This is a genomic window from Thiomicrolovo sp. ZZH C-3 (assembly GCF_054862725.1).
Window position 1 is genome coordinate 234,106 of record NZ_JBTKXX010000002.1, and the last position, 22,688, is coordinate 256,793.

General features: G+C 52.5%; 23 protein-coding genes. 5 read left to right on the forward strand and 18 right to left on the reverse strand.

The window, feature by feature from the left end; all coding sequences use genetic code 11:
* The 12 genes from ACXWTF_RS09615 to ACXWTF_RS09670 all read right to left on the reverse strand — a co-directional run bounded on the left by ACXWTF_RS09615 (position 1) and on the right by ACXWTF_RS09670 (position 13,414).
* Positions 1-2,109: an STT3 domain-containing protein gene (locus tag ACXWTF_RS09615; RefSeq protein ID WP_461714778.1), complete on the reverse strand. Its 2,109-nt coding sequence runs from the start codon at positions 2,107-2,109 to the stop codon at positions 1-3.
* On the reverse strand, positions 2,090-3,310 hold the full coding sequence (locus tag ACXWTF_RS09620) for a glycosyltransferase family 4 protein (protein WP_461714779.1): 1,221 nt from the start codon (positions 3,308-3,310) through the stop codon (positions 2,090-2,092). The genes ACXWTF_RS09615 and ACXWTF_RS09620 overlap by 20 nt, the downstream gene beginning before the upstream one ends.
* Positions 3,307-4,416: a glycosyltransferase gene (locus ACXWTF_RS09625; protein WP_461714780.1), complete on the reverse strand. Its 1,110-nt coding sequence runs from the start codon at positions 4,414-4,416 to the stop codon at positions 3,307-3,309. The genes ACXWTF_RS09620 and ACXWTF_RS09625 overlap by 4 nt, the downstream gene beginning before the upstream one ends.
* On the reverse strand, positions 4,417-5,532 hold the full coding sequence (gene wecB, locus ACXWTF_RS09630; protein ID WP_461714781.1) for a non-hydrolyzing UDP-N-acetylglucosamine 2-epimerase: 1,116 nt from the start codon (positions 5,530-5,532) through the stop codon (positions 4,417-4,419).
* Positions 5,529-6,656 (reverse strand): glycosyltransferase, encoded by a 1,128-nt coding sequence (locus tag ACXWTF_RS09635; RefSeq protein WP_461714782.1) that lies wholly within the window; start codon positions 6,654-6,656, stop codon positions 5,529-5,531. Before ACXWTF_RS09635 ends, wecB begins: the two co-directional genes overlap by 4 nt.
* Entirely contained in the window at positions 6,653-7,996 is a 1,344-nt protein-coding gene (locus ACXWTF_RS09640; RefSeq protein ID WP_461714783.1) for a polysaccharide deacetylase family protein, read from the reverse strand. The genes ACXWTF_RS09635 and ACXWTF_RS09640 overlap by 4 nt, the downstream gene beginning before the upstream one ends.
* On the reverse strand, positions 7,993-8,949 hold the full coding sequence (locus ACXWTF_RS09645; RefSeq protein ID WP_461714784.1) for a GNAT family N-acetyltransferase: 957 nt from the start codon (positions 8,947-8,949) through the stop codon (positions 7,993-7,995). The genes ACXWTF_RS09640 and ACXWTF_RS09645 overlap by 4 nt, the downstream gene beginning before the upstream one ends.
* Positions 8,942-9,913 carry a sulfotransferase family protein gene (locus ACXWTF_RS09650; RefSeq protein ID WP_461714785.1) on the reverse strand — a complete coding sequence of 324 codons (972 nt, stop codon included), beginning with the start codon at positions 9,911-9,913 and terminating at the stop codon, positions 8,942-8,944. Before ACXWTF_RS09650 ends, ACXWTF_RS09645 begins: the two co-directional genes overlap by 8 nt.
* Positions 9,906-10,448 (reverse strand): acyltransferase, encoded by a 543-nt coding sequence (locus ACXWTF_RS09655; protein WP_461714786.1) that lies wholly within the window; start codon positions 10,446-10,448, stop codon positions 9,906-9,908. The genes ACXWTF_RS09650 and ACXWTF_RS09655 overlap by 8 nt, the downstream gene beginning before the upstream one ends.
* Positions 10,445-11,707: a lipopolysaccharide biosynthesis protein gene (locus ACXWTF_RS09660; protein WP_461714787.1), complete on the reverse strand. Its 1,263-nt coding sequence runs from the start codon at positions 11,705-11,707 to the stop codon at positions 10,445-10,447. Before ACXWTF_RS09660 ends, ACXWTF_RS09655 begins: the two co-directional genes overlap by 4 nt.
* An 88-nt stretch (positions 11,708-11,795) precedes the next feature.
* Positions 11,796-12,452 carry an acyltransferase gene (locus ACXWTF_RS09665; protein WP_461714788.1) on the reverse strand — a complete coding sequence of 219 codons (657 nt, stop codon included), beginning with the start codon at positions 12,450-12,452 and terminating at the stop codon, positions 11,796-11,798.
* A gap of 2 nt (positions 12,453-12,454) precedes the next feature.
* Positions 12,455-13,414 (reverse strand): Gfo/Idh/MocA family protein, encoded by a 960-nt coding sequence (locus tag ACXWTF_RS09670; protein WP_461714789.1) that lies wholly within the window; start codon positions 13,412-13,414, stop codon positions 12,455-12,457.
* A 331-nt stretch (positions 13,415-13,745) separates the two neighbouring features.
* On the opposite strand from ACXWTF_RS09670, the gene ACXWTF_RS09675 reads away from it, so the two are divergent.
* Both ACXWTF_RS09675 and asnB read left to right on the forward strand, forming a co-directional pair.
* Positions 13,746-14,348, forward strand: coding sequence for a class I SAM-dependent methyltransferase (locus tag ACXWTF_RS09675; protein WP_461714790.1), 603 nt, complete (start codon positions 13,746-13,748; stop codon positions 14,346-14,348).
* Positions 14,349-14,399: 51 nt separating this feature from the next.
* Positions 14,400-16,193 carry an asparagine synthase (glutamine-hydrolyzing) gene (gene asnB / locus ACXWTF_RS09680; RefSeq protein ID WP_461714791.1) on the forward strand — a complete coding sequence of 598 codons (1,794 nt, stop codon included), beginning with the start codon at positions 14,400-14,402 and terminating at the stop codon, positions 16,191-16,193.
* 9 nt (positions 16,194-16,202) lie between these two features.
* Here asnB and ACXWTF_RS09685 read toward each other — a convergent pair whose 3' ends face one another.
* The 3 genes from ACXWTF_RS09685 to ACXWTF_RS09695 are packed head-to-tail and all read right to left on the reverse strand — an operon-like array spanning position 16,203 to position 18,480.
* Positions 16,203-16,613 carry a CBS domain-containing protein gene (locus ACXWTF_RS09685; RefSeq protein ID WP_461714792.1) on the reverse strand — a complete coding sequence of 137 codons (411 nt, stop codon included), beginning with the start codon at positions 16,611-16,613 and terminating at the stop codon, positions 16,203-16,205.
* Positions 16,610-16,963: a transcriptional regulator gene (locus ACXWTF_RS09690; RefSeq protein ID WP_461714793.1), complete on the reverse strand. Its 354-nt coding sequence runs from the start codon at positions 16,961-16,963 to the stop codon at positions 16,610-16,612. Before ACXWTF_RS09690 ends, ACXWTF_RS09685 begins: the two co-directional genes overlap by 4 nt.
* Positions 16,960-18,480 (reverse strand): DUF1538 domain-containing protein, encoded by a 1,521-nt coding sequence (locus ACXWTF_RS09695; RefSeq protein WP_461714794.1) that lies wholly within the window; start codon positions 18,478-18,480, stop codon positions 16,960-16,962. The genes ACXWTF_RS09690 and ACXWTF_RS09695 overlap by 4 nt, the downstream gene beginning before the upstream one ends.
* Positions 18,481-18,580: 100 nt before the next feature.
* On the opposite strand from ACXWTF_RS09695, the gene arsC reads away from it, so the two are divergent.
* A complete protein-coding gene (gene arsC / locus ACXWTF_RS09700; protein ID WP_461714795.1) occupies positions 18,581-18,937 on the forward strand; it encodes an arsenate reductase (glutaredoxin) in 357 nt (118 codons plus the stop codon).
* A 36-nt stretch (positions 18,938-18,973) separates the two neighbouring features.
* Here arsC and ACXWTF_RS09705 read toward each other — a convergent pair whose 3' ends face one another.
* Both ACXWTF_RS09705 and dcd read right to left on the reverse strand, forming a co-directional pair.
* Complete coding sequence (locus tag ACXWTF_RS09705) at positions 18,974-19,210, reverse strand: YdcH family protein (protein ID WP_461714796.1); 237 nt, start codon at positions 19,208-19,210, stop codon at positions 18,974-18,976.
* A gap of 60 nt (positions 19,211-19,270) precedes the next feature.
* On the reverse strand, positions 19,271-19,831 hold the full coding sequence (gene dcd / locus ACXWTF_RS09710; protein WP_461714797.1) for a dCTP deaminase: 561 nt from the start codon (positions 19,829-19,831) through the stop codon (positions 19,271-19,273).
* Between the two features lie 141 nt (positions 19,832-19,972).
* Here dcd and accB point away from each other — a divergent pair, with 141 nt between their 5' ends.
* A complete protein-coding gene (accB, locus tag ACXWTF_RS09715) occupies positions 19,973-20,431 on the forward strand; it encodes an acetyl-CoA carboxylase biotin carboxyl carrier protein (RefSeq protein WP_461714798.1) in 459 nt (152 codons plus the stop codon).
* Entirely contained in the window at positions 20,431-21,771 is a 1,341-nt protein-coding gene (locus ACXWTF_RS09720; protein ID WP_461714799.1) for an acetyl-CoA carboxylase biotin carboxylase subunit, read from the forward strand. The genes accB and ACXWTF_RS09720 overlap by 1 nt, the downstream gene beginning before the upstream one ends.
* Before the next feature lie 65 nt (positions 21,772-21,836).
* On the opposite strand, the gene ACXWTF_RS09725 is transcribed toward ACXWTF_RS09720, so the two are convergent.
* Positions 21,837-22,682 carry a peptidylprolyl isomerase gene (locus tag ACXWTF_RS09725; RefSeq protein WP_461714800.1) on the reverse strand — a complete coding sequence of 282 codons (846 nt, stop codon included), beginning with the start codon at positions 22,680-22,682 and terminating at the stop codon, positions 21,837-21,839.
* Between the last annotated feature and the right edge of the window lie 6 nt (positions 22,683-22,688).

A 22,688-nucleotide genomic window follows, 5' to 3' on the forward strand; every position in this document is an offset into this window, starting at 1 on the left:
TCAGTTTTTAACCCTGAATATTTTGACATAAGGTGACATCTCGACCGGCTCGAAGAGCGCCGGGTCGTAGCGCCCCAGCACGAACATCTGAATATAGTTGGAATTCAGTACCGAATCGTCGAGCAGCAGCATCCGGCCGTACGATGCCATATAGATCAGTGAAAGGGTACCGTCCATCTTGACCAGCTGCGATTTGACTTCTACGTCTCCGTTGGCCGAAAGGCCGGTCGTGTAGAAAGCTTTGAGGGAGACTTCCTGCCCTCCGGCCCTGATAATACCGCGGCGCTGGTCAAGGGTGATCCCGTTGCCAAGGAGCAGCATCCCCTGCTGTTCCTGAAATTGCGACGTTACGTATAAGAACGGAGGGGCATAGCGCTGCCCGGAGTTGAGATCGAGGTTGCTGAACGTACAAACGGTCGGGAAGATGTCGAGCATTCGCAGCGGCAGGTAGACGAAAATATCGCGTGTGCTTTCAGGCAGCGTGATCTCGCCGTAGCGGAGGGATTCCAGGAAGGCGTTGGGCTCTACCTGATCGGGCTGATTGTTGCGGAACAGAATATCCGCCGCCGGTTTTTTATAGTCGGCGGCGACATAGGCCTCGACAGCCAGGCGCCCCAGCCGGGCCGCTTCAAGCTGCGATTCGCTGCACACCATCTGCGATACGATAAAGTTGTCATGGTTGTGTTTCCCGCCGTCGATCAGCGTGTTTTTATCCCCGTAAAACCAGATGGGATAGCCGTAGTCCCACCAGGTCAGGACATAATCTTTCGGGCTTCCCGTTTTTGAGAGCTTATCCAGCGCCTGCACTTCGGGCACGCTGAAGACCGTCGGGACCTTATACCCGAGAATATGCGTAATATTCGGGTAGAGCACTAATCCCGTCAGTGCAGCCACTACGCCGTAGCGGGCCCAGTGGTTGGCCAACTGAAATGTCAGCATGTAAAAGAGATAGACGACGCTGATCGCCGCTACCGGAACGGCATAAACGGTAAAACGGAGACCGCCCCACAGTGAAAAAATGCCGATCCCGATCAGCGGCAGCGCCAGGATAAACCCGCGGTGGCGCACCACCAGGACGATATAGCCTGCCAGTGCCGCCAGGACCGCCGCGACGGAACCGCTGATGCGGTTGGCCATCATCTCAAACGGGATCTTCCCCGCCTCGCGCACGGTCTGGGCCACTTCGTAAAACCGAAGACCGCCGCTCTCGTCGACGCCTCGGTAGAAATAGGTGGAGAACTTCGCCCAGATCAGGGAGAAGACGTTGCCCGTGTATAAAAAGAGCAGGACGGTGATCCCCGCGGCGATCATCAGTTTCTGCTGGGTAAACGCTGTTTTCGAAAAGAGCAAGTAGAGTCCGATGATCAGTACGAACTTCGCAGCCGTGGGGATACCCATCAGCGCAACGGCAATCAGGATGATAGAGTGCCACGTGAACGTATCATTGCGGTGGAAGATGACCATATACCCCATATAGAGCAGCCCCATCGCATAGATCAGTGAAAGCCCCGAATCGTAAAGGAACGGGTAGATCATAATCGAAAGTGCCGACAGCAGCATGAAGATGCGCTTTTCCGTCTCCAGGGTTGCCAGCAGGAAATAGAGGATGAACATCGGCATCATGGCCGAGAACATATCCGTATCGTAATATCCCGTCATGGTGCGGTTATAGTAGCTCCAGGCAATCGAACCGATCAATGCCGCGAAAAAGCCCAGAAGTGCCGATCCGTAGAGGCGTCCTATCAGAATGACCGGCACGACGACAATGCTCGAAACGACGGCCGGGAGATAGAGCATGACGGTGTCAAGGGAAAACGGCGTGTATTTCGTTAACAAGACCGTCAAAAAGACGACACCCGACCCCAGCCAGTCAGGTAACCGTGGGTTGAACTGATGCACCCCCTCCAGTACCTTCTGCGCCGCCGCACCGAAGTAGTAGCCGTCGTTGGTATTGATCATCAGCTGACCGTTCCAATGGAAATCAGCGACGCCCCCCATCTGGTAGACCCATATCATACGGATCAAAAGCGAAAAAAGGTACGCTACCGCCATCAAAATAACGATAAAACCGAGCCGGTTACTGCCAAAATCAATCTGTTTTATACTCATCTATTGCCTCTTTCAAAACCGACTCAAATGCTCCTGCGATGACATCCATGCCAAAGTGAAAACGTACATACATCTCCCCTTTCGCTGCCATAGCCGAGCGCTCCGACGGTGTGTAATTATATAGTGTCAAGATCGCATTTGCAATCGCGTCCGGATTGTCCGGCCGGACGATCAGACCGGAACCTGCCTTTTCGACCGGGTTCTCGGGTACGGCAGCGGCGAAAACGACCGGACGCCCCGCCGCCATATAGTCGAATACCTTGTTCATGCTCATCCCGTAATGGTAAAGCGGCAGGTCTTTCAGGCCGACATAGAGCAGATCCGCTTCGGCGAGCAGCGGTGCGACCGCTTCCTTGGGGACCGCATCCAGAACCGTGACGTTCGTGAGCTTTTCAGCCTGCCCTGCGAATGCCTCCTTCAGCGGTCCGCTCCCCACCAGGGTAATATGGATGTCCGCCCTAGCAGCCAGCAGTGCAGCGGCAGCCATCAGCGGCTCCAGGTTGTTCGCCTGTCCCATCGTACCGGCATAGAGGACGTTGAACTTCGCGGGATCGAGCAGATGCGACCGCTGTACGGAGTCGAATGGCGTAAGATCGACACCGTTGGAGACCCAATGCACCCTCTCCCTGGCTACGCCGAAAGCCGTGATATGCTCCCCTGCCCGGGGAAGAAGTGTAATGATCCGCACCGCGCGCCGGTACAGGAAGGGTTCCAGTACGCCCAGCAGCAGGACGAAGGGGTGCCACCGAGGCACTCCCATGTCCACCAGCGTCCGTGGCCAGATGTCGCGGACCTCCATGACAAACGGAACGTGCAACGCCTTGGCTAGCCTATAGGCGCCGAAGACGGCAAAAAGATGGACTGACGACCCGACGATAACCTCAGGTATCGGCAGGTCGAGTTCACGCAAATGGCGCAGCTTCCAGGTAAATTCGAACATGCTGCGCACCCTGCCGAAGCCGTTGCCGCGGTAGGGTGCGGTCTTGACCCAGACGAACCGGATGCCTTCCAGCATTTCGACCTGAAACGTCTCCCCTTCGCCATACTGTTTCGTCTCGGCCAGCGTCGCATAATGAAAGCTCGAGGCGATCACCGTGACGTCATGGCCGCGCGCGGTCAGTACCCGGGCAAGATCATAGTGGCGCGTTCCACCCGGATGGCCCGGCGTCACGGCATAATGGTTGATGATCCAGATCGTCATTGCATCACCGCCCCGTAAAGCTGCATAAGCGCCGCTTTTTCATGCAACCAGTTGTAGACCGAATGCACGGCCTCTTTCCCGTTTTCACCCATCCGTGCCACCGCGTCCGGATGGTCGAACAGGAAAACGATCGCCTCCGCCAGCGCTTCCGGGGAACGGGGATCGATGCAGAGCCCGCACTGGTGTTTCTCGACAACATCCTTGTACAGTTCGAAGTCGGAGGTGATCACCGGCAGACCAATTGCCATGTATTCAAATATTTTTGTCGAATAGGAGTGCAGGTAGTTCCCGATGGGCTGCAGGACCGACAGGCCCGCTTTCGCATGCAGCGACAGCCCGTACGCCTCATCCAGCGTCAGGCGGCCGTAAAATACGACCTCCTCTTCAATGCCCTCGAGATCAAGCCCGTCGCGCGTGCTGCCCTGCAGGTTGCCGATGTAATGCATTTTGAACGCCACGCCTTTTTGTTTGAGCAGCTTCAACGCACGGAGCGTCACATCCAGCCCCCGCGCATCCGAGATCGCCCCGACGTAGAAGAGTTCGTTCCGGTCCCGCTGCGAAGAGACGAACGGCGCCAGGAAGGAGGCGTCCGGCATATTCTGCACGACGGCAACGGTATCGTTCAGCGGCGTGTAGCGGGAACGGTAGGAGGCTTCGGCGAGGACAAGCCCGTCAAGTTTCGGCAACAAGACACGTTCCAGCATCCCGTACGTCAGCGATACCCCCGTGCGCAGCCATTTCGGAAGATAGTGTTTCGACTTGATCTGTTCCGTGACCATTTCATGTATGTCGAATACCACAGTCTTTCCCCGCCGTTTAAGCCTCAGGGCGGCCCAAAGCAGCTCAGGATCGTGGCAGTGGTACAGATCGGCATCGAGTGCCAGGGCCTTGCGGTACACCCTGTTCGCGGCATTCACGATACGATCGGTCCGGCCTTTGGACGCCCCGGCATCTACGATCCGCACACCCGTTTTGACCTCATCACCCTTGCCGTCCGCAACGATCAGGAGCACGTCAAACGACTCCGCCAGCGACCGGCACTCTTTAACGAAAATCCGTGTATCGTAACGGGGGTGGACCGAAGTCAGGTGGCAGATCCGGTTCATTTAAGCTTCCCTTAGTGCCCTGATGATTTTCTCGCCGGCATGCCCATCCCCATAAAGATCCTTTCGGCGACTTGTAAGCTTTTTCGGTTTTAGAGCATTGCCCCAGGCTTCAATGATCTTTTCTCCATCCGCGCCGACAAGTGCATTTTCCCCCTCTTCTACCAGTTCAACCCACTCCGTCTCATCACGTAATGTCAAACAGGGCCTATTAAAAAAATAGGCTTCTTTCTGCAGGCCGCCACTATCCGTCATGACCAGCATACAATTCTTAAGCAGATAAATCATTTCTAAATAACTCACGGGATCAATAAGTATCAAATTGGAAGTATCAACGTTTAGACCAAAAGTTTGGAGCTTCCCTCTGGTTCTCGGATGTAAAGGGAGGACAACAAGGGCATCCTTCGCAATTGTATTGAGTGCTGTAAAAATCGACTGAAACCTTTCAGGGCAATCCGTGTTTTCAGCCCGATGTACAGTTACAAGGACAAAAGAGGAGAGCTTAAAGTCCTGAAGCGTATCCGGCTTTTTCGCTAATGCGGTATAAAAGAGCGCGGCATCCTTCATGACATCACCCGTTCTAACAACTGTCCCAAATCCCCCTTTATTATCCGCACCTTTTTCCATGTCAACAAAAAACCCCTCATTTGCAAGGTTATTGACAGCAGTATCCGTAGGGCAGAAAAGCATATCACTGATGCGGTCGGTCAATATACGATTTATCTCTTCGGGCATTTTCATATTGAAGCTACGCAATCCTGCTTCAACATGGGCAATTCTGATATGAAGTTTTTTTGCTGCGAGGGCCCCGGCTAGGGTTGAATTCGTATCCCCGTATACCAATACCCAATCAGGCTTTTCCTGCAATAAGACACCTTCAATCTTCTCCAGCATCTGCCCCGTCATGGCACCGTGGGAAAGCCCATTTACTTTGAGATTGTAATTCGGTCTCGGAATCTGCATCTCCTCAAAAAAAATGTCACTCATGTTGGCATCATAATGCTGCCCGGTATGGACAATCACCTCCTGCACATCAGGAGTAGAAGCAATCACTCTACTTACAACAGCAGCTTTGATAAACTGGGGACGCGCACCGACAATCGTGACAATTTTAATCATAAAACTTCCCTATAAAGATCGAACAGCTTTTTCTCTTCATGTTCCCAGTTAAACAGCATTGCAGTGTCATGCAATCGTTTTGAATACTGCTCCAAATCCGTTTCACAAAAATGGATAATTTGGCGGGCAACAGCTTCCGCGTCCTGCTCAAAAGCGACAGCAATACCCAAGCCGTTTTGTTCCACATAGTGCTGCATTTCCGGAAGTGCGGAAACGATCATCGGGATATTGGCCATGGTATACTCGAAAACTTTGTTGGGCAGACAGTAGTCATGATTCAAAATACCGTCACCAGGTATAGGATGGACGCCAATGTCCGCTGAAGCGGTATAGTTTAGAATCTCATCGGGTTTGACAGCTTCATGAATATGCACGTTTTTATTGGTTATGCCTTCAAGAAAGCTTTTGATCTCCGTACCATGCCCCATAAGTACCAGATGATAGTTTTTTGGCAGATACTCAAAAACCTCAACAAGCTTTTCAATGCCCCTTTTTCTGCCCAATCGCCCCTGATAGAGAAAAATGAGGTCTTCGGAAGTCAAATGGTATTGTTCTTTGAAATATGCGTTTTTTTGCACGGTGTGATAATTCGGCGCATTCAGAATAACCTCCGGCCTCTCGATGCTGTAATCCTCCGCATACGCCCCGGCAATGGAGTCGCTGACGACGATCACTGCATCGCAGGAGGGAAGCAGAAGTTTTTCCAGGTAAAAGGCGATCCTGCTGCCAAGCCTGCTGATGTGTGCCCGCTGGGTCTGATACTCATGACTGTCGTAGACAACCTTTGCACCCCTGTTAAAGATCTTTTTGATCATAACGCCGACGGGCAGTGCATTGAGATCATTGCAGTGGTAAATGTCCCCGTCTTTATGATCGCGAATGACTCTATAAAGAAATTCCACATATTTGATGAGCTGCACTGCTTTGTTTTTGGACCAATCTTTTGTCTTCAGCCGAATGCGGTAGACAGGAATACCTCGAATATTCTCATATTCAGGCAGACCCTCTTCATGAAGTGCCACAACTCTCACTTCGTAGCCAGCCTGTTGAAGCGAGATATTCTCTTTCAAGACTCTGGCATCATTCAAAAAGTTGTTTAGCACAATCGAAACGACTTTTTTCACTCAATCCCCTTTATCAGTTTCTCGTAAAATCCACGATATTTCCCATAGGAGTTATGCCATAAAAACGTCACCGAACTTCCCGCCTCCCGGACCTTTGCGACCGCCTTCAAAGCCTCTTCCTCACCCAAACCCTGATAATCAAAAAGGCTGCAGTCCATAACGACCAGGGGACGTTCCCTGAGACTGAGCGTTTCCCGCTTCAAGATGTCGAACACGCGGAACGCGTCGCCCGTACCGCACCGGAAGCCGATGCTGTCGGCATACCCGCAGGTGCTGTCCGTTTCCATGCCGTTTTCTTCCCAGACCCGCCATGTCGCCGGCACGTCAAAGCGCAGGTAGTGCTGCCTTCCCTCCGTGATCTCGCATTCGCACGCCTCTTCCAGCAATGCTTTCTCTTTTGCGAACTGTTCGGGATCGTTATAGCTGTTATAGCTAGTATGAATGCCGATGATATGCCCGCGTTCCTTGATCTTTTGCATAAGTTCCACAGCCCTGGGCTCGTTGATACGGTAGCGGTTGTCGTAAGCCGTCACTCCGCCGCTCATGAAATAGAACCGGGACGTAGTGCCGATAGACTCCGAAAGATCCATCAGCCAGTCGAAGGTGTCGAACGGGTCTTTTTGCAGCCCTTTTTCGACACGTAAAAATTCCCGGAACCGCTCCAGGGCCAATTTTGGGTCGTGCCGCTTGAGAAAGTCTGCAGTAGTGATGCGTAGAAGCTGTTTGGCGTTTTTCCAGAAATAGAGCTGATCGACATCGTGGGTCAGGAAAAGCTGACGGTTACTGGTTTTTCGTTTCTGGTTGATACCGAGATGTTCCAGCATGTTCCAGAGCATTTCGGCGTATTCATTGACAACGGGACGGTGTAAGAAGCCGTTTTGATACGCCAATGACGCCGTGGCGGGGAAACGTCCGTGCCCATCCCGTCCCGTTTGCACATGCTCCTCCCAGCGGGTCAGCATGAAAAAGGCGGAGGCAAAGATGTCGATGCCGCAGGTTATTGCAACAGTTTGTGACTGCTGCTTTCCGCTTTTCAACTCTAGTCTGTCAATCCCATATATCACCGGAATATCATTTTCGGGGATGAATCGGTTTTCAGTATTCGACTGGAAGTTTACAGCCAGTGGAATATTGTCGGCTTCCAAATATTCCAAATTGTTTGGAAATTTGTTGAAAAAATGGTCCTCGACGATGAGCTTGTTGCCATTTTCCAAAAGGATTTCATAATGCGTAGATCCGGTTTTTAGCTCGTAATCCAGTCCCAGAAAGACATCCAACATCATGTCGACGATGTACGTCCTCTCCTTGAGATTGTTGTCGGGAATGCTAACGACTATCATTTCAGGAGTTCTTTGACCAAGGTCAAGGCTTTCAAGAGCTTTGAATTGGTCTTTGTAATTTGAAAATAGGGTTTTTGAACCGCACCGAATGATCTGAAATATTTCTCAATGCTCTGGACCATGCTTCCCTCAAAATCAAAACTCTTGTTATTTTCCAAAGCAAACCGAATGCTCTCGTGTAATATCAGGTCCATGCCTCCCAAATTTTTATACTTCGGATCAATGCCACCCATCAGGTAATAAACTGAGTTTTCATCGGCAATTAGAAAAGCTGCCGCAATGTCCCGGTGATCCTTAGTCTCCGCAAAAAATATTTTGCATAGACCGTTTTTTTGGCAGGCATGATAAATCTTCTCCACGGTTTCGAATGAATACGGAATATCCTTCCCTCGTCTCTCAAAAGTCATTTTGTTTAAGGTATAGAACTTATGCGGATCGTTTTTCTCAATCACTCTTATTCCGCTTTGATCAGCTTTTCTTCTTCTTCTTCTAATATCTGTTTCTAAACTACTATCTAAGGCTTCCATAGAAGTGTTCTCGTCTATAACATACGTATACCGGGTCGTTTGTTCATAGCCTTGCCAGTAAAAGGGCAGCCAGTTTGTAACACGATAATGAAACGTTTGGGAAAACCTGTCTACATCCGGAAGCTTCTCGGCGAGATCTGTCATGATCTCTTTTTCCCAGGAAAGCTTTTTATAGTACTTTTGCCCTTTGGGATATTTGATGTAGACTCCCATATTCTGTGTGAGTTTTGGCATCGCAATCAATGTGAATATCAATCGCTTTATCCTAAAATAGGGCATGGAGGCAACGACTTCTCCCCCCTTTTCTATCAAGACCACATCCCAGTTGACTTCGCCGCAAACTACGTCCAGCCACCAGTCTTTGCTGAATATCGGAATCTCATTCTCGGTTTTGCAGAATGCTCTGTATTTTTGTTTATCAGTCATTGTAGGCTTTCCAGTCAAGCTTGGCGATCTCTTGTTTCAGTGCATGAATTTCCGCTTCCGGCAAAGAATCTTTCTCGCTAACACGGATATCTGATGGCTGAAATGCTTTCCTTTCAATATTGCCATTCAAAAACTCTTTTATAATTTGGGATTTGGAGGTATCTGTCAAATCCGTGTAATGGACTTCCAGGAGATGACCACGTCTTATCAACTTTTTGTCTACATTGATCTGTTTTTCAAGATAGTAGATCTGTTTGACGATCTGTTCATAGGCATTCAACTGTCTCAATCTTTCTACATTTTCTGGCATAACTGACCAGAATGTATTATCATCGATGCCAATGCTCCTTTTGGCCTTCAAAATGGATTGAGCCGTATAAAGGGGATCTCGTTTAATGAAGATGAATTTGGCATCCGGGAAAGCTCTGGTAATCAGCTTCATTCTCTGTCCGGCATTAAGATTTTTAAAGATCAGGGGCTTGTCAAAATAGTTTATAACGGCAGAAATTTCTTGCCGAATTTCTTGGACCATCATATCCGTAATATCATCGTAATCTATAAAATGTCTATCTTTTGGTAACCAGCGATACCAGTATCCAGCGCACTCACTCGGAGCCCTCAATCCGTATTCGGCAGTATTGCCATGATTCGATCTAAAACAGTTATGCGCTTTCTGTTTAAACAATTTATTGCTAAGCCAAAATCCAAAAAACAGGTGTTTGTGAAATCTACATACAAGGTTGTCTATATATAGAACATCCAATTGATTTGTCAACGTTTGATAGAGTATCGTTGAACCGGTTCGTGGAGCACCTATGATGAAGACTGGCTGATGCTTTAAAGAAAGCGATGAATATTTACTGATATACTTCTTTTCCCATGCTGCGATCAAAGGCGACAGGATTGTAATAGTCTTGTTCAGGAAAAAGTTTACATAACTTTTCGGATTAAAGTATTTATTCATGCCCAGAATTATATTCCCCAAGTTTTTTGACAACTTTTGCAGGGTTTCCTGCTAAAACCTGGTTCCCTTCAGGAAAAGATTTAGTCACAATCGCTCCAGCCGCCACAACAGTATGTTCACCCAGTTCAACGCCCGCCAATACAATGGCATTGGTTGCTATCCAGCTATTCTTTTTGATAATAATCGGTTCCGTTTTAACATAATTATGATAATTCAAGACATCATGATTCATACTGACAAGAGATACTCCCGGTCCGATCCATACATTCTCTTCAAGAATTATGCCATTGCGTCCGTCTATGTTACAACCTTTTCCAAGTCCTGGTGTTCTCGTTCCCGGAACGATGTTTCCGGGGGCATTGATGGTAGAAGTCCAATGTACGGGCCAAGGTACATGACGGTTAAAGCCCAATATTTTCTGGAAAAATCCCATCTTGAATATGATCAACTGAGGGTGAACAGAATTTTTAACATCGTAGTCAGGATATAAAATTCGATTTATTACATATATAATTTTTAGTACCAAGAATTTCATATTTTACCTCTTGAAAGTGATAAATAATAAATGAAAAAAATAAAATACTCAAATGATAAAATTGTTGAAAATAAATACAGGAATTCAACAATCTCAAGAGCAAACATCTTTGCAATGAACAGTAAGCTTGTGGAAGACGCGAGTAAAGTAATATTTATTAGAAGTCCGATATTTTGTTTTTCAAAAACGATATTGATCGTACTGATCGATGAAGCAACAAACTGCATGAGGAATAGTGGAATCAAGATTTTCGCATACTCTCCGGCAATCCGCCACTCTTCACCAAATACTATGGCAAACAAGTCTTCAATAACAATAAATAGGCCACTGAATGTCGGAAGCCCAATAAGAAGAAGTTTTTTTACTGCGCTGCTAAACGTTTCGGTGGCGTTTCCAGTATGCTGCTTTTCTTTCGTCGCCTGTTCAAAAAAAACCTGACCAATCGCGCTGCCGACGAGTGATGCCGGCATACCCAGTGCTCTCTGAACCAAAGAGTAGTAACCAAGCGTGGTTACATTGTAAAAAATGGATATCAAAATATTAACAAGATGATTTGATAGCGTATTGGCCAGAGTCGCCCACAAAGAATACTTTGGAAAATCCTTATAACGTTTCGCCAAGGCGATTATCTTCAGAGGCTTTATAATCGACAGTTTCTGATTGGCAATGGTGTTTTTCAATAACCTGGTATTAGCAAAAAAACCGGAAATCAGAGAACCGATGATCAGGCCTGTGACACCGGGCTTCAAGCTTCCGACAACGATCTGCACAGTTCCCAGCATCAAGGATTTGTGGATGGAGGCTTTAGCGATATCTTTATAGTTTTTGAGCCTGTTGTTATAGTATTTCAGTGTATTGAAAAGCCCAATCAGAAAGACCGAAAGCGGCGCGAGATAGAGCCACATGGATATCTCTTCACTCCCCAACAATTCGGTAATCTTTGCATTAAATACCGCAGTGATCAGCAGCAAGACAAGGGAGAGCAAGCTGATAATAACCAGGCAAAGCGCCGCGATATTGATGGCGTCCTCATCTTTTTTCGGAAGCATAATGGCCAGTTCGTATCTCGCACTCGCAATGGAACCGAAAACCGCCGCAACCGAGATGAACAGTGCGAATACTCCGAAATCCTTCGGCGTATAAAGACGTGTCAGTATCGGGGAGACCGCCACGGGGATCGCCTGTGCGATCGTCGTACCCGTCATCAGGGTAATAACATTACGGCCAAACTCGCTTTTCGGTTTAAATCTAGACAGCAATTACAGCCTCTCGAAATTGTAAGCGATTACTATTAACGAGCTCGACAGTGGGTTTTGTTTTTGGGGATCTAGCAAACCTGTCATGCGTTCAGTCCATTACAACCAAATTACCATTGTCCAATTTGTAGTGACTATGGTCAAAACTGTCCACTGCCAATCCGACAGCATCCAACTCAAGCCGGTTTCCTGCCATACTCACCCATCCGATCTGCCTTGCCGGCACCCCTGCCATTAAAGCAAAGTCAGACACGTCCTTCGTCACCACAGCCCCGGCGCCGATCATCGCGTAACGGCCGATCGTAACACCGCAGACGATTGTTGCGTTCGCCCCGACCGTGCACCCTTTTTTGAGCAGCGTCTTCTTGAACTCTTCTTTGCGGACGATAAAAGCGCGGGGGTTGATAACGTTAGTGAAGACCATCGATGGACCCAGGAAAACGTCATCCTCTATCTCAACCCCTTCGTAAATACTGACATTGTTCTGTACTTTCACGCCGTTGCCGATGACGACCTTCGGGCCGACGACGCAGTTCTGGCCGAACGAACATTGACGCCCGATGCGGCTATGCGGCAGAATATGGCAGAAATGCCAGATCTTCGTCGCATCACCAATCAAGACTTCAGCATCGACGAACGCAGATTCATGCACGAAAAACGATACCGGCTTTTCCGCCTCTTCCGCTTTTCCCTTCGAACGCAACCGCTTTTTCCACTCCTCCGGTGTCAATTTTCTGGGTTCGTCCATCTTCAGATCTCCACCTTTTTACAAAAGGGATGATACTCGCCGTGCAGACCGACCGGCGACAGGTTGCGAATCGTTGCGACGGTTTCGATGGAACCATACGCCTCCTCCAGCCCAAACCCGTTGCCTGCGAGGATCTGTTCGTACGACCGGGTATGCAGATCTGTGAATCCTCCGCTGAATTCGATCTCCTCGCCGTCCACCGTGATCGAACGGTAGGTCCGCTGCCCCTGCGCCTTGATTTCGTCGGGGATATAGTCGTAAACGACAGAAAGGAACCATCGGACATTGGCGTTTCTGAGCCTCAAAAGTCCGGCATTGGCATACGGCGTTTTCAGGTGAACAATGTTTTCCTCCACATCACCGAAAATCCAGGTCAGCATGTCGTAGAAATGGACCCCGATATTCGTGGCGATCCCGCCGCTTTTGCTTTCGTCGCCTTTCCAGCTGATGAAGTACCATTTTCCCCTCGATGTCAGATAGGTCAGGTCAATATCGTACATTTTGTCCGGATTTTCGGCAAGTTCCCTCTGGACTTTCTCTTTCAGAGCGACAATGGATGGATGCAAACGCAGCTGAAGGATATTGTAGACCTTCTTTCCGGTTTCTTCCTCGATCACTTTGAGCTGGTCTATATTGTGCGGATTCAGCACCAGCGGTTTTTCGCAGATGGCATCAGCACCGCTTTTGAGCGCAAAGCGGATGTGTGAATCGTGCAGATAGTTTGGCGAGCAAATGCTGACATATTCGATACGGTCGCTGTGACTATGGTGCCATTTATCCACAAAGCGGTCAAACCGCTCATACTCAGTAAAGAAGCTGGCCTCCGGGAAATAGCTATCGATAATGCCTACGCTGTCACAACGGTCGAGGGCTGCAATCAAATTGTTTCCCGTATCTTTGATCGCTTTCATATGCCGGGGAGCAATATAGCCTGCAGCCCCGATCAATGCAAAATTCTTCATCCTCTAACACTCTCCATACCAGTTTTCTACAGTACATTTGACGTAAACCAATACAAGATCAAAGGTACTGATACGCTTCTATTCTACCATCTGAAGTGTTTTGAAGCGTATAGTGTTGAACCATCACTAGAGGTAGACTCACCTAACATTGTCCGATATTCAAAATAGTCTCAATTTTGCTCAAAACATCTTCTAGAATGAAAGTGAAACATTATAACGCTCCATCGCCAACAGAACTCTAAACACTTCTGTTAACCGGAAAAACCCCTCCTCTCGAAGCCGTTCCTAACCCCCCGGGCGTTAAAATTGCGGGAAAAAGGAGCTTCGCCGCGTGCCCCGAATCGACAACCGCTGTTTCTATACGACAGCCCTCGAGCGCCATGGCCTCACCGCCGGTGGTGTCCATTGGAACTCCGATGCCTCCCAGTCGAAGCGCTTTGAAGTCATCGCGTCGCTGCTTCCCGACACGCTTGATGGTGTCACGCTCACCGATGCGGGATGCGGGTTCGGCGACCTCTTTTGCTATCTGCGGGAGCACCGCCGGACTCCCCTGCACTATCTCGGCCTCGACTGTATGGACCCGATGGTGGAGGAGGCGCGCAAACGCACCGGTTGCGAGATCCGACGGGCCGACATTCTGCACGACGCACTGGACGCTGCTGACTATTACGTCTGCAGCGGGGCGATGAACCTCCTGACACCCGCCGAGACCCGTCGTTTCATTGAGCGCTGCTACGCGGCCTCGCGTCGAGGATTTGTCTTCAACCTTCTCGAAGGAGACGACGACTCCATCGCCTATAACTACATGCGCCCCTCGACGGTCCGCAAGATCGCACAGGAACTAGGTGCAAATGTCCAAATCAGGCGCGGCTACCTCAAACGGGATTTTACGGTAGCCTTATACAAAGAAGCGCCCCAGGGGGGAAAGAGCTGACATGACGCCATCCATGCTTTTCATCTGCCGCCTACCGCGAAGGGCACACTGATGTGCGCCGTCTTCGGGGTCCTCGGTGAATATGACCCCAAAACCGCCCGCAGGGGTCTCGCCGCACTGGCTCACCGCGGGCCGGACTACTGCGGGATCGTCGAAGAGAGTGGGCTCTTTTTCGCCCAGCAGCGGCTGAGCATCCGCGATCTCCACGAACGTTCCCACCAGCCGCTGCGCGAAGGCAACGTCCTGCTCAGCTTCAACGGGGAGATCTACAACTACCGTGAGATTGCGGAGACGCTGCAGCTCCAAGCGGCCACGGAAGCCGAAACCGTCCTGGCAGCCTACCTGCGCTGGGGGATAGAGTGCGTGCACCGATTTCGCGGCATGTTCGCCCTGGCGATTTACGACGACGGTACCCTCTACCTGTTCCGCGACCGGCTGGGGAAAAAACCGCTCTTTTTTGCCAAACAGAAAGAGTGTTTTGTGTTTGCCTCGGAGATCAAAGGGATTCTCCCCTTCCTTTCACGCGTCAGAATGAACGACGATGCCATGATGGGTTTTCTCTCCTTTCAGGCCCCTACAGCGCCCCATACCTTCTTCGAAGGCATCGAAAAAATCGCGCCCGGCGAGCTCATAACGGTGACAAACGGCAGCGTTAGCCGGCGTTCGTATTACTGTTTGCTCGAACATGCCGAGCCGGTGGATGACAACAGTGCCCCGAAGCGTATCGAGACACGCATGGAAGAGAGCATCGCAATGCGCCTCGATGCCGACGTCCCCGTCGCGGCCCTGCTCAGCGGCGGGATCGACAGTGCCGCCGTGAACGCCTTTGCCAAAAAACTCGGCCGTCCGCTGCAGACCTTCAGCCTGGGTTACGCGGAGCGCTGGAACTACGACGAGAGCGAGAGTGCCGCCGAAACGGCGCGCATCCTGGGGATAAACAATACGAAGGTCACCATCAGCCAGACCGACTTCATCGATGCCATCGACCCGGTCATGGACGCCCTCGACGAGCCCCTGAACGACCCGGCGGCGATCCCGCTCTACCTTCTCTTCGGCGCCATCAAGAAAAAGGGCTACCGCGTCGTGCTCAGCGGCGAGGGGGGAGACGAACTCTTTCTGGGCTACCGGCAGTATTTCGACTACCTCGATATCGAGCAGCTGGCCGCCCTGCAGCGCAAGGCGTGGCTGAAAAAGTTTTTTCACGGCCACTTCTCCGTCAACCGCGAATGGGAGTGGTACAAGCGCGCCTTCGATGAGACGCTGCTCTTCCGGGGGGCGGGTGAAAAGTTCACGGACCTGCAGAAAAACGCCCTAATGCGCCGCAACGTCCGGGACGAAGAGGGGCTACGCTTCATTCAGCCCGAACGCGACCGTTTCGATGCGAGCCGCTGGACACACCCCACGCAGTGGTACAGCTACCTCGACCTGCGCCATCTCCAGGCCGAATACTACCTCACGAAGCTCGACCGCGTCTCCATGGCCCACGGTATCGAGTCCCGCACCCCAATGCTCGACCACCGTCTGGCCGAGACGGTCTTCGGCACGTCAGCGGAACTCAAGATCGGCAACGGACGGCCGAAAGCGCTGCTCAAACAGATCATGCAGCCCTACCTCGGTGACACGATACTGAATCGCAAAAAGAAGGGATTCGCCTCGCCCTATATGGAGTATCTGCACGCCTCGGGGAAGATCGACCTCATCACCGAGGTCAACGAGCAAACGGGGCTGTTCAAACAAGAGATGCTTGAGCGCTACATTGAAGCCGCAGTAAAACGCGGCCGCTTCAAGCAGCAGGCGTGGAGCCTCTTCGTACTCTCACACTGGATGAAAAAGCACCTGCTCTGACGCCGAAACCTACATATCGGCGCGTGCTTCCTCCATCAGGACCCGGGCGATATCCGTCATACTGATCACCCCCGTCAGGCGCCCTTCCCAGGTGACGGAGAGGTGCTTGATCTTCTGGTTGATCATCAGCTGCGCCGCGTAGCGGATGTCGAGGTCCGGTACGATCTGCACCATCGGCTTGCTGGCGATATCGTAAACGTTCAGCAGGTCCATATCGCCGTCATTGCTGTAGATCGCCTCCAGGATGTTCGAGTAGGTGACGATCCCATAGGCGTCGTTCTCGCTGGTACGCTCGACAATAACAGAACGCACATCGCGCGTGTCCATCATGTTGATCAGCTCACGCACCGTCGCATAGGGCGAGATCATCGCGATCTCGTCCGCCGGGGTCATAATATCCCGCACTGTAATCAGTTTCATACCTCTTTCTCCTCTTTGAGTCTGTTGGCAAACGCTTCGATCTGGTTGCTGGCGATCCCCGCGAGATGTTCGATGGGCAGCGACATGACGATCCCCTTGTTCTCGGTTTCAAGGTGCAGTTCGTTCTTCAGCGCTTTCATCACTTTCACGGAGCTCCGTTTCTCAAGAACGAAGAGCAGCACGCTCTCCGGGCGCTCATACGTCAGGCCGAAAAACGTCTTCTTTTCATTCAGCCCCGTCCCTTTGCCGGTCAGACTCGTGACACCGCCGGCACCGTTAGCCTTGGCGATATCGATCGCCTCCTCTTCCAGCGACTGTTCCACGATCGCTACTAGTAATGCAAACCTCATTCAAACTCCTCCTTGTGTTGAGTTTTTGTGCTCCTGGCACTGACTTCCGTGATCACCCCGTAGGCCATGACGGTGATCATCGGGAAGAGTGACGCAAACGCGATCAGCCCGAACCCGTCAATGAGCGGGCTCCGCCCCTCGATGTTGGTTGCCAGCCCCAGCCCCAGCGCCGCAACCAGCGGCACGGTAACCGTCGACGTCGTCACCCCGCCGCTGTCGTAGGCGATCGGGATGATGTAGCGCGGGGCGAAATAGGTCAGAATGATGACGATGATGTAGCCCGCGATAATGTAATAGTGGATGGGATCCCCTGCTACGATACGGTATGCCCCCAGGGCGATGCCGACCGCCACCCCAAGGGCCACGGCAATGCGAAGGACCATCTGACGGATCTTTCCGGCAGATATCTCCTCGACCTTGATCGCGATCGCCAGCAACGCCGGTTCCGCCATCGTCGTCGAAAAACCGATGAGAAAGGCGAAAAGGTAGATAAGCAGCCGGTTATCCTGCTCGGTGAGCTGAAGCGCCATCGTCTCACCGATGGGGAAAAGCCCCATCTCCAGTCCGACGATAAAAGCATACAGCCCCAGGATCACCAGCACGATACCGAAGACGATACGGCGCAGGTAGGGCACCTGCTTCTTGATAATGGCGTACTGGAAAAAGAAGATGACGGCGAGGATCGGCAGAACATCCTTGATGACATCGATAAGCTCCAGCAGCAGTGCCAGCGCCTGCTGGCCGATCGTACGGCTCTGCTCCACGTGTTCCGACACGCTCTGTGCCACGGCGGCAATCGCCTGACCGTTGCCGGAGGCGTAGACGACGATCCCGTAGAGCTGCACAAAGATCATCGGCGTCAGCGAGGCGAAGGCGATCAGCCCGAAGCCGTCGATGACCGGGTTACGCCCCCGGATACTGCTCGCAAGCCCGACACCGAGCGCCGCGACGAGGGGAACGGTTACCGTCGAGGTCGTCACCCCCCCGCTGTCGTAGGCGAGCCCGACGATCTCCGGAGGGACGAAGAAGGTCAGCACGACGACGATGATATAGCCGGTAATGATATAGAAATGGATGGGATGGCCCGTCAGGATACGGAACGTCCCCAGGGCGATGGCGAAGCCGACCGAAAACGCCACCGTCAGCCGCAGCACGAGGGCATCTATCTTGCCGTCGCTGATGACGGCCGCCTTGTCGGCGATGGCAATCAGCGCCGGTTCGGCAATGGTCGTCGAGAAGCCGATGAGAAAGGCGAAGAGCAGCAGCCAGAACGCGGAGCCCTTCCGCGCGAACTCCTGGGCCAGATTCTCCCCGACGGGGAAGATACCGACTTCCAGCCCCTGGATAAAGAGTGCGAGTCCTACAGCGACGATAAACAGTCCCGTCGCGACAGAGAGCAGATTGTCGGGCATCTGCTGCAGGATGAAGATCTGGAAAAAGGCGATGACGGCGATGATGGGGGCCAGGTCACCGAAGGAGCCTTTGAGCATGATCAAAAAGAGTCTGAGTTGTTCCATTGGGATATTTTACGCATTTTTGTGATCGATGTCATGGCACGCCTCATGCAAACGGAGGCAAATCAGAAAAGCGTTACAATTTCGGAAAAAAGGAGTCTCAATGCATTCGAAAGTGACCATCTGGCACAACCCCCGCTGCGGTAAATCCCGCGAAGCCCTGAAACTGCTGGAGGCAGAGGGGATCACCCCGGACATCGTCCGCTACCTTGATGATGTCCCGACCGAGACGCAGCTGCGCGATCTTCTGGCCATGCTCGGCATCGGAGCCCGCGACCTGATGCGCACGAAAGAGGCCGTCTACAAAGAGCTCGGGCTGAAAAACGTCACCGACGAAGCTGCCCTGATCAAAGCGATGACGGAGCATCCGAAGCTCATTGAGCGTCCCGTCGTGATCACGGAGGACAAAGCCGTTATCGGCCGTCCGCCGGAAAAAGTCATTGATCTGGTAAAACCGTAGGGGGAATCGGCTGCCGTACGGCAGCCGGGCGTCTTTTTAGAGGTTGTTTTCTTTTTTGTACTTGATGATCTCGGCGTAAGCCTCGTCTTTGAGCAGCAGCTTCTCTTTTTTCAACTTCTCGATCTCAACGTCGTCCATCGGGATCTGGCCGTTTTCACCCTTCGTGATCAGGTCATCCAGCTCGTTGTGACGCTCGAAAATTTTCAGAAAATGCGCGTTGGCGCTTCCGTCTTCCTTCATCTTGGTGATGATCTCACGGTATTCGTGCAGCATATGTTGTCCTCATCTTTTTTAGGACGCCGCTTTACGTCCCATAGACGCCACTATAGCGTATTACTGTAAAATGCGCGGTAAAGTAATACCCTCTTGCCCCTGGTATTTTCCGCCCTTGTCGCCGTAGCTTGTCTCACACATTTCGTCACCCTGCAAGAAGAGCACCTGGGCGATCCCCTCGTTGGCGTAGATCTTCGCCGGCAGCGGCGTGGTGTTGGAGATTTCGATCGTGATATGCCCTTCGAATTCCGGTTCGAACGGGGTCACGTTAACGATGATCCCGCAGCGCGCATAGGTGGACTTGCCCAGACAGATCGCCAGGACGTCGCGGGGGATCTTGAAGTACTCGACGGTCCGCGCCAGCGCAAAGGAGTTCGGCGGGACGATGCAGATGTCGCCCTTGTAATCCACGACGTTCGCATCATCAAAATGTTTCGGATCGACCACGGTGGAGTTGAGGTTCGTAAAGATCTTGAACTCGTCGCTGACACGGATGTCATACCCGTAGGAGCTCAGACCGTAGCTGACCACGCCCTTGCCGACCTGATCCTCGCAAAAAGGCGTAATCATGGCGTGTTTAAGCGCCTGTTCCCTGATCCAGCTGTCCGCCTTCAGTCCCATAAAAATCCTTCCCTGCCTCGGGGCGTTTCCCGGGCGGCTTAAATTAAGTTGTGCTATTATATCGCATTAAAATTTAGGCGGCCCCGATGAAGAAAACCAAGGGTTTTCACCCATTTCCAGGGCCCCCAGGAGCGTTTTGACATGGATATGAGACAGATCAAGGCATTGATGCAGGAATTTGACGAGAGCGGGCTTTCCAAACTGAAGATCACCAAAGAGGGATTCGAGATGGAACTGGAAAAAGTCATCGGAGCCGTCGCGGCACCTATTGCCGCTCCTGCACCGGTCGCAGCACCGGCTGCTACCCCCGCAGCCGCACCGGCACCTGCCGCGGCAGCGGCTCCGGCCCCTTCTGTCAGCGGCGACGAGATCCTCTCCCCGATGGTCGGTACCTATTATGCGGCGCCGTCGCCGGACTCCGCCCCGTTCGTCAAAGTGGGCGATACGGTGAAAAAAGGCCAGGTCATCGCCATCCTCGAAGCGATGAAGATCATGAACGAACTCGAAGCGGAATTCGACTGTAAAGTCCTCGACGTACTCGTTTCCGACGGCCAGGCGGTCGAATACGATATGCCGCTCTTCGTGGTAGAGAAGCTCTGATGGCCCAGATCAAGCGTATCCTGGTCGCGAACCGCGGCGAGATCGCCCTGCGTGCCATCCGAACCATCAAAGAGATGGGAAAGGAAGCCGTCGCCGTCTACTCCAAAGGGGACAAAGGCGCCGCCTACCTTGAGCTGGCCGACGCCGCCATCTGCATCGGCGAAGCGCCCAGCAGCGCCAGCTATCTGCATATCCCCGCCATTATCTCCGCCGCGGAAGTGAGCGGCTGTGATGCCATCTTCCCCGGCTACGGCTTCCTGAGCGAGAACCAGCACTTCGTCGAGATCTGTGCCCACCACGGCATCAAGTTCATCGGGCCAACCCCGGAAGTCATGGTACTGATGTCGGACAAGTCCAAAGCCAAAGACGTCATGATCGCCGCAGGCGTCCCGGTCGTTCCGGGCAGCGACGGTGCCATTACCGATATCGATGATGCCAAAAAGCGTGCCCGCGAAGTCGGTTACCCGGTCATCCTCAAAGCCGCCCAGGGCGGCGGGGGGCGCGGGATGCGCGTCGTCGAAGACGAAAGCTACCTCGAAAACGCCTTCCTCGCGGCAGAATCCGAAGCGGTCACCGCCTTCGGCGACGGCACGATCTACATGGAAAAGTTCATCCTGAACCCGCGCCACATCGAGGTGCAGGTTATGGCGGACAGCCACGGCAACGTCATTCATGTCGGCGAACGCGACTGCTCCATGCAGCGCCGCCACCAGAAACTGATCGAAGAGTCCCCGGCCGTCGTCCTGACGCCGGAGGTCCGTGAACGCCTCCATGCTGCCGCCGTCCGTGCCACGCAGTACATCAACTACGAAGGCGCCGGTACCTTCGAATTCCTGCTCGATGCGAACCTCGATTTCTACTTTATGGAGATGAACACGCGTCTGCAGGTCGAGCACACCGTCTCCGAAGAGGTCAGCGGCCTTGACCTCATCGAGCTGATGATCCGCGTCGCGGAGGGGGAGACACTCCCCAAGCAGGAGGAGATCAAGCTCAAAGGCCATGCCATCGAATGCCGCATCACGGCGGAAGACCCGGTCAAGTTCCTCCCGAGCCCGGGCAAGATCCAGGAGTGGATCGCCCCGGGCGGTATCGGCGTGCGCATCGACACCCATGCCCACGCGGGCTACATCGTTCCGCCGACCTACGACTCCATGATCGGGAAGCTGATCGTCTACGGCCGTGACCGCGACCATGCGATCAAACGGATGCACCGTGCGCTGAGTGAATTCACCATCAGCGGTATCCGCACAACGATCCCCTTCCACATCAAAATGATGGAAAACGACGACTTCATCTCCAACAACTTCGATACGAAGTACCTCGAAAACTACAAAGGGTAAGGCCTCAGGCCCCGCCCGCTTTCACCTGTAAACGCAACGCTGTTCTATACCTGGGAAATGCTGCCCTATTGCTGGTCCGGCAGACGGATCACGGTGATCTCGGCATTCAGACGGGCACGGTTGAAATAGTCCTTGAGCGTCTGTTCGCGCGCATCGCCCATCATCTCCTCCTGCACCTGCATCTTCACCGTCTCGAACGGCTGCATGACCGGGAGGCTTTTATTGCGGATATAAAACGAAACGAATCCCCCCTTCGGGTCGGAAAGCATCGGCGTGAATGCGCCGATCTCCGTCTTGATCAGCAGGGCGGCAAGTTGCGGCTCGATGTTCGCATAGGGCAGTGAAGCCTCCTGCATCGTCACGTCCGGCAGCATCAGCATCGGGTTGTCCATCTTGCGTTTCAGGGCCCCCTGCGCCGGTGCATGGTAGACGGTGACCTCAAAGGTTTCGGGATGGGAGAATTTGTCCGCATGCAGACGGTAGTATTCGCGCATCTCCTCGTCGCCGGGCTCCTCCATATTCGCCATCGCAATGGCGCTGTAGAGTTTCTGGGTCAGCATGGACTGCTTGAGCTTCGCTTCGAAAGCGGTGCGGCTGAGATGTTCCGTTTTCCAGACCGCGTCGAAGAGCTGCGCCGATGTCATGTTATTCTGCCCCGCGATCTGCTTGATACGCTCCTGCAGTTCCGTCTCGCTGATGCTGAGATCGCGCTGCGCGATCTCCTGGGACTCGAGCTTCTCCCGGATCAGGGCATCGACGGCCTGGGCCTGCGTCGCGCCGCCCTCCTGCATCTTCTGCGTGATGGCATAGAGGGTGATCGGTTCCTCCTTGACGAGGATGGCGACACCGTCGACCATCCGGGCGTATAACGCCGCGGTAAAAAGTATGAAAAGCAGTGCTGTTTTTTGCAAAGCGGT